This window comes from Sphingobacterium paludis (assembly GCF_004364125.1).
Taxonomy (GTDB): Bacteria; Bacteroidota; Bacteroidia; order Sphingobacteriales; family Sphingobacteriaceae; genus Sphingobacterium; species Sphingobacterium paludis.
Genome location: NZ_SNZV01000001.1, coordinates 715,677 through 723,243 on the forward strand (window position 1 = coordinate 715,677; position 7,567 = coordinate 723,243).

Annotated in this window: 7 protein-coding genes, 1 tRNA gene and 1 pseudogene; 5 read left to right on the top strand and 4 right to left on the bottom strand. The window is 42.0% G+C overall.

Annotated features, from left to right (window positions below):
* Positions 1-11: 11 nt before the first annotated feature.
* The 4 genes from B0I21_RS02955 to B0I21_RS02970 all read right to left on the bottom strand — a co-directional run bounded on the left by B0I21_RS02955 (position 12) and on the right by B0I21_RS02970 (position 3,932).
* On the bottom strand, positions 12-971 hold the full coding sequence (locus B0I21_RS02955) for a metallophosphoesterase (RefSeq protein WP_133638925.1): 960 nt from the start codon (positions 969-971) through the stop codon (positions 12-14).
* Complete coding sequence (locus B0I21_RS02960; protein ID WP_243835929.1) at positions 946-1,695, bottom strand: 5'-nucleotidase C-terminal domain-containing protein; 750 nt, start codon at positions 1,693-1,695, stop codon at positions 946-948. Before B0I21_RS02960 ends, B0I21_RS02955 begins: the two co-directional genes overlap by 26 nt.
* A 172-nt stretch (positions 1,696-1,867) precedes the next feature.
* On the bottom strand, positions 1,868-3,112 hold the full coding sequence (locus tag B0I21_RS02965) for a PQQ-dependent sugar dehydrogenase (protein ID WP_133638927.1): 1,245 nt from the start codon (positions 3,110-3,112) through the stop codon (positions 1,868-1,870).
* 190 nt (positions 3,113-3,302) lie between these two features.
* Complete coding sequence (locus tag B0I21_RS02970) at positions 3,303-3,932, bottom strand: HAD family hydrolase (RefSeq protein WP_133638929.1); 630 nt, start codon at positions 3,930-3,932, stop codon at positions 3,303-3,305.
* Positions 3,933-4,019: 87 nt separating this feature from the next.
* Between B0I21_RS02970 and B0I21_RS02975 the strand changes: the two genes are divergently transcribed.
* The 5 genes and pseudogenes from B0I21_RS02975 to B0I21_RS20530 all read left to right on the top strand — a co-directional run.
* Positions 4,020-4,093: transfer RNA gene (locus tag B0I21_RS02975), tRNA-Ile, on the top strand.
* Between the two features lie 190 nt (positions 4,094-4,283).
* Positions 4,284-5,555 (top strand): site-specific integrase, encoded by a 1,272-nt coding sequence (locus B0I21_RS02980; RefSeq protein WP_133638931.1) that lies wholly within the window; start codon positions 4,284-4,286, stop codon positions 5,553-5,555.
* Between the two features lie 163 nt (positions 5,556-5,718).
* A complete protein-coding gene (locus B0I21_RS02985) occupies positions 5,719-5,997 on the top strand; it encodes a hypothetical protein (RefSeq protein ID WP_133638933.1) in 279 nt (92 codons plus the stop codon).
* 46 nt (positions 5,998-6,043) lie between these two features.
* Positions 6,044-6,325 (top strand): hypothetical protein, encoded by a 282-nt coding sequence (locus tag B0I21_RS02990; protein ID WP_133638936.1) that lies wholly within the window; start codon positions 6,044-6,046, stop codon positions 6,323-6,325.
* 332 nt (positions 6,326-6,657) lie between these two features.
* Positions 6,658-6,789: pseudogene (locus B0I21_RS20530) on the top strand (IS481 family transposase); the annotation flags it as partial.
* Between the last annotated feature and the right edge of the window lie 778 nt (positions 6,790-7,567).

The window sequence follows — 7,567 nt, forward strand, 5'->3', positions numbered from 1 at the left end:
ATTACGAAGCGCTAAGCGGTTTGGCTTTTGTCCAGTTGGTGGTCGACAGTATAATGCTGTGCGATAATTTGTTTTTTGCGTGTCTGTTTATTGAAAAGCACATCTAGGCGACCCAGGCGAATACCGGCGAAGCCCATCTGATTGATCAGGACTTCTTCTTGCTGCAGATTTTTAACGCGGGTGGGCTCCTCCAAGAAGGTGTGCGTATGTCCACCAAGGATGATATCCACATGTTCGGTATTAGCCGCTAGTTTAATATCCGACACTTTATCATCGCTGTAGCTGTAACCGAGATGAGAAAGCACAATGACCAAATCACATTTCTTCTCGTCTTTCAACAGCTTCGCGATGCGGTTGACGACGGGAATAGGGTCGAGGTATTGCATGCCCTTATAGCTATTCGGATCAACAAGCCCTTCGATGTCGATACCCACGCCTGTCAGGCCAATGCGTAATCCACCTTTCTCTATAATGGTGTAGTCCTGTGTTTTTCCTTCCAGCAAGGTACCTGTAAAATCGTAGTTTGCTGTTAAGAACGGAAAGGTAGCCTTATCCAGATGTTTGACAAGTCCGTTCAGGCCATTATCAAATTCATGGTTGCCGAACGTGCCGGCTTCATAGCCCAATTTGGACATCAGCTCGATCTCCAATTTACCTTCAAACATGTTGAAATAGGGCGTTCCCTGGAACATATCGCCGGAGTCTACCAAGAGGACTTGCGGCTCTTCCTTTCTAATTTTTTTGATCAGCGTGCTTCGTCGTGCAACGCCCGCCAAGCCCTGAAAGCGTGAACCATCCAAAGGGAAGGGCTCTATGCGGCTATGCACATCATTCGTATGCAAGATGGTCAATCGATGATTTTTTGCCGCAGCATTCGCCAAGGCGGGCATAGCACTTAATCCAGCCAGAGCACCTAGGGCCGCGGACTGTTTTAAAAAATTACGTCTACTTAACAATGCGAACTCTTCCATCTATTTTCCCTTGAATGTGTTTACCATTTTTTGTTAAATCGGAGACATACTCCATCAATGTCTCTCGAATGCGTTGCGCATGATCTTTCCGTGCCAGCACGTTATCAAAGCAGGTCACGTAATCGCCTCCATTGGCGAGGTAGTCATAGGTAACGAGTTTATACGTAGCTTTGGGATCCACTGGCTTTCCCTGAACCAGGAAGTTCTCCACTTGGCCATCGCGGATGTCAAGCCTGACTCCGCTCACGGGCTGTCCGCCAGTTTTCGCCATAAATGCTGCCCAGCGCAACATGTCTTCACCGCCTAGCGTGAGCACCGTCACTGCATTCTCAAATGGCATCATTTCGAAAATATTGCCTACTGTGATATTTCCCGCTTTTAACCCCGAGCGGATGCCGCCCTTGGTTCCGAAGCTCGCCTGCACATCAGGATCCAGCTGCTTGCCTTTCCACAACAGGGCATCGGCAAAGAAATTGCCCGCTAAACTTTCCTCTCCGTTGTCTTTCTGGAGCGCGACGTCGGAATAGCCAATCACCCGGTTCATCTCCGACTCCAGTTTTGCTTTGTAGGGGCTATAGTAATTTACAATACCCGTATCGGCTTGCAGGGTGCTGTCTATTTGATAGTATTGCTCTTTGCTAACGGTGGGCTGCAACTGTGATTTACACGATGCAACAAGCATAAGCGCCGCAAGTAGAGCACCATAGTGCATAGGACTTTTCATAGATACCAAATTTGGGGCAAAGATAAGGACTTAAACGAATTTTATGTGTTATGCCTATGCTATTTCTTCGTAAAATAACACGACCAGAATGGTGCGTATGACGGGTTGAAACGATGACAGGCGCTGGATATGTACCAAGCGCCTGTCATCGGATGTCAATAACGACTGTCGTTTATTTTTTCGCGATGCTGTATAGACGGCCACCATCGGTGATGGCAAATATTTCACCGTTTTTTCCTTGCGCGACATCACGGAAACGTTGTCCTTCGCGATCTAATAAGCGTTCTTCGCCGACAACTTTATTATCTTTAATCACTAATCGAGCGATGTGCGTGCTGCTTAATCCGCCGATAAACAAGCTGTTTTTCCATTCGGGAATGGCATCGCTGGTATAGAACATCAATCCACTTGGTGACAATACGGGATCCCAATAATATACGGGTTGTTCCAGTCCTTCTTTTTGCTGAATCGGCGGATTTCCGATTTCTTTACCACTGTATTCCAATCCATAGGTGATAATCGGCCAGCCATAGTTTTTGCCGGCTTCAACACGGTTAAGCTCATCGCCGCCGCGCGGACCAAATTCGGTTTCCCAAAGATCGCCAGTTTCTGGATGTAGTGCTAACCCTTGTACGTTGCGGTGACCGTAGCTGTATACCTCCGGGCGGGCGTTGGCATCACTTGCAAATGGGTTGCCTTCTGCTGGTTTACCTTCTTTGGTAATGCGTACGATCTTGCCTAACGCTGATTTCAGGTCTTGCGATTGCGGACGGGTTTCCAAATCGGAGCGTTCACCAGTACTCACCAACAAATTTCCTGATTTATCGAAGATAATGCGGCCACCGTAGTGCAGCTTACCATCGTAGGTAGGCAAGGCCTGATAGATTACTTTCGCGCCTTCGATGGACTTCTCGTTATCTGCCAAACGGCCTTTGGCGACGGCGGTATGGTTGCCGCCCGAGACGGGTTCGGAAAATACCCAATACAGCATCCTGTTGTTGCTGAAATCCGGATCAAGCGTCAGTCCGAGTAGCCCACCTTGTCCTTGTGGATCAACCTTTGGAATACCGGTAATGGCTTCGCTGACCGTTCCATCGGTGGATACAATGCGCAAATCGCCTTCTTTTTCCGTGATCAACACCCTATTGTCTGGCAATACCGCAATACCCCATGGGGATTTTAAGGTATTGGTGATTACTTTTCCCTCAAAAGGCGTTGTCGTTTTGACACCGGCGATGCGGGTCTGGCCTTCAAAAGCTGGCTTATAGCTGGTGTTAGCCTTATTTTTTTCTACAGCCGGGTAAACACTGTCTGTAGTTGCACGATCATCACTTGTTTTTGTAGCCGCGCTATTGTTGCAAGCCACGGCAAATAGCGTAGCTGACGACAATAGAAAAGCTGGAAGCGTCTTTTTCATATAATAGTATTTGTTTTTTAGTATGCGAAACGTGTGGATTAATGACGTATCATCGATCCCACAACTTTCCTTCATGTGTGTGTTTAGGATAATAAATACAAAATAAAAGATTTTGTTTTAATTTCGATTAAAAGTAAGCATAATAGCAGCCCGTTAGTCCCTTATCACATAAATGTTGCTAATGGCGTTGCTAAAGCTTGAACTTTTCTACCAAATATTCCAAGGGTTCCTCCGGTGTGCAATGCGCGGTTTGAAATCCTAAACGTTCGGCACTTTCCAGATGCTGCGGACTGTCATCTATAAATAGCGTTTCGCTGGGAACTATACCTGTTTGTCTCACTACTTCTTCGAAGATCGCTGCATCTGGCTTCCGTAGCGCGAGTAGGTGCGAATAGAATGTTTGCTCAAAAAAACTACTGTTGTCCGCTATTCCGTAAACTTCGGATAGGTGTTCCATACATCGCGCATAGTGAATTTCGTTGTTGTTGCTCAGCAGGAAGCACCGATACTTGCTGTGGAGATATTCAAGAACATCATGTTTTCCCGGCGGCACGCCGATGAGTAGGGCATTCCAGGCATTGTCAATGTCGTTGTCGCTTAGCTCGGGTTGTCCTGATCGCTGGCGAATGCCGTCTCGAAACGCAGCGGCGCTGATTTCGCCGCGATCGAAGGCGTCAAAAAGGGAGTCTTGGGCACGATGACCAAAGAATTCATCTACATTTTTGATACCCAACGAAATAAATGCTTGTCGAACACGGGCGAAGTCGATCATGAAGATGACATTGCCATAATCGAGAATAATATTTTTAATTTTTTGCATCGAAAATTTTGTTTTCTCCCTACAAATATCGATAATTGCATCGTCAAAACGGCGTAGCAACAAACTTTTGATAACATAAAAATAACCGCGCCTATAGCTCAGTCGGTTAGAGTAGAAGACTCATAATCTTTTGGTCCCTGGTTCGAGCCCAGGTGGGCGCACAAAACAAAAAGCCGCTTTTCTGCAAGGAAAACCGGCTTTTTTCGCTTCTTAGGGCACTTTAGAACCATTTGTCCTACGCCGAAAAGCAAACCGCGATTCGGTGTGATTTACATAGATTTTTGTTGAACTTAACGTAAAAGTGTTACAATAGTGTTACAGCGCTTTTACGTTCATTAATTCGAGAGGGTTATGGCAACTGTAAGTATGAAGGTGTTTGAACATCACAAAAAAGATGATGGCACCTACAACGTGAAAATTTGTGTACAACACAAAAGAAAAAGGAAGTATCTTGACACTGTTCATTACGTCGTCAGGAAACAGCTAACCAAAGATCTGAAAATTCGAGATCCGTTTGTCGCAGAAAAAGTCGAGAATCAACTGCGCGATTATCGAAAAGCGATCAGTGAATTAGAAGGTAAGCTGGATTTTTTTACCGTTGAATCCTTAGTAGATTACCTACGTGATAAAAATGAGGATATCGATTTTATCAAATTTTGCAATGAGCACATTGAGCGTTTAAAGAAGGAAGGGAGGGAAGGTACATCTACAACCCACCGCATCGTTAAAAATAGCCTTATTGATTATTTTAAGCGTCAAACTATTTCCATCAATGATATTCATTCAAACATGTTAAAGTCCTATGAGAAGTTTCTACGATCGGAAAGGACAATGAAACGTATTAACCAACTGGGGAAGGAGGTTGTAACAACCAAGAAAGGTCTTGCCGATAGTGGTCTACATAATCATATGCGTGATCTGCGAACACTTTTCAATGCGGCGAGGGATCGCTATAATAATGAAGATTTGGGTATTCATCGAATAAAACATTATCCTTTTAAAAACTATAAGGTCGGCTCTGCTCCGCTTACTCCTAAGAGGAATAATACATTGCAGCAGGTTGTAATGATAAAGAATTTGTCAGCGAAGGTTGGAAGCCGACTGGAATTAGCGAGGGATATATATCTACTTTCTTTCTACCAATGTGGTATGAACGCTGTTGACCTTTACAAATTGATGCCTCGGCATATTCAAAACGGGAGAATTGACTACAATCGATCCAAAACTAAAGGAAAGCGGAAAGATAATGCGTTTATTAGCATCAAAATTGCTGAGGATGCAAAGCCTTTGTTAGAAAAATATCTCGGACAACTCTCGACCCGATACAGCAAAACAAGTTCTCTTAACACCGCCCTAAGTAAAGGTATGAAGCAAATAAGCAGAAAACTTGGTATTCCTAAGTTAACTCTATATTGGGCAAGGCATACTTTCGCTACCGTTGCGCGTAATACTTGCCGTATGCACAAAGACGATGTCGCAGAGGCAATGAATCATGTGGACGAGGGAAACAGAATGACTGATATCTACATTGCTAAAGATTGGGCTATTGTAGATGATGTACAGTCAGCTGTCTTAAATGCATTTAAGAAAGTTGAAGTGAAGCTTGGGAAAAATTCTAATTAGGTGTTCGCATCTATGCTGTAAGAATGTGCATAATAGTATCCATGCATCTTTTTCTACTATGATTCGGGCGAACTAAGTATTTTCTATACCAATATCTTCAACTTGGTATGTTGCCATTAGCATGACGACGATCTTTACGTAGCATTACTTAATCACTTTTATTATGAGAAATACGATAACCAAACTTTCGAATTTGTTTAAAGAAGCCGTCTTACAAGGAGTTGAAAATGTGATTTCAGAGGAGCAATTGTTTGCTAATATGCTCTCAAAAAATGAAGCCTACAAAGTGTATGGACGTAGCAATGTCGACCGATGGCTGAAAGAAAAACTTATTAGTATTTCAACTATAGGAAAAAGAGGAATGATTGACCGGCATAAACTTGAGCAAGTTGCTGCGTGCAGTAATCGCTTTTCATATTTAATGACATGTGAAAGGAAATGAGGACATCGGGTGTTTTAACATATAGAATGTAAATTAGTAAACATATATGGAAGTAAAGCTAACTATTGATCAATTACGGAGGCTTGTTGAATATTCAGCAAAATTGGGTGCGAAGATTATTCTTAGCAAATCTGGCGAAGTCAAACCATATCTAAAAAAATCGGAGGCATTCAAGAAGTATGGCAGAAAGAATGTCGAACATTGGATAGAGGAGGGATTAATAACGCCTAGAAAGGATGGCGAATTTTCGGCAGCTTGGCGGATTGAGCTCTTGGAGATTGAATCTGTAAAATGCAGTATGGAATTGTCAAATCTCTTTTCGAAATAGAAAATCTGAGCGTAGTTAATGAATAGGTTCGGGAGAGGGCGGGATTCGAACTGTCTTAAATAACTTGTCTTTAGTTAGTTATTTTTGTTTTTTTTTAACGGCATTGCCACAATAGTGCCACAAATATTATCGCAATATTTGAAAATTCTGCGACATCAAATAAATTGTCAAATTCTTACCCGGTTAATCTTTATTGAGTAAAGAACTAAATGTGATCTAATGATCTTTTAAAAATAGCAAATATAATTGGAGTCTGGCAATAGTTTAATTGAAGTAGTCAGGACTTAATTTGACAGTTGCAATAAATTAACAGCTGAAAATAGATTAGAGTTATGACAAAACATGAAAAACTCATCAAGAACAAACTGGGGGTTTCAGAGCTTGCCCAGCACTTAAGAAATGTATTAGGAACCTGTATTGTAGTGGGCTATTCTAAAGACAGTTTTTATCGGTTCAAAGAATTGTAAGCTGAATTTTTAATAGTTGAAACCTTAGTAGATTACTTGCGTGATAAAAATGTGGACATTGACTTTATCAAATCTTTCACCGGGCAAATAGAGCACTTGAAAAGGATGGGAGAGAGGGTAAATCTACAACCCACCGCATATTTAAAATAGCCTTATTGATTGTTTTAAGCGCCAAACTGTTTGGATCAATGAGATTCATTCAAACATGCTTTAGTCTTATAAGAAGCTTTAAGATTGGAAAGGACAATAAAACCTGTTAACCAGCATGGGAAAGAAGTTGTTATAACCAAAAAAGATTTAGCTGATAGTGGTCTACATAACCATATGCGTTATTTCCGGAAAATTTTCAATGCTGCGAGAGATCGCTACGACAATGAGGATTTAGGAGTCGTCGAATGAAAATTATGGTTTTAATAACTGTAAGATTGAATGTTCCTCGCTTAGACCTAAAAGGAATAATACACTGCAGCAGATTGTGATAATTAAGAATATGTCAGCGAAGTTCGGCAGCTGACTTGAGTTAGCCCGGGATTTATAATTACTTTCTTTTTGCGAACGTGGAATGAATGCTGTAGAACTTTACGAGTTGATGCTATTACATATCCAAGATGGTAGAATTTATTCCGATCGTTCCAAGGCTAAAGAAATGCACAAAGATAAAGCGCTTATTACTATAAAAAGAGACTGTAACGCGAACTGTGTCAATGGAATAATTTGATAAGATTATTTATATTTAATTATTCAAACGATACGGTCATGAAACAACAGACCCCAT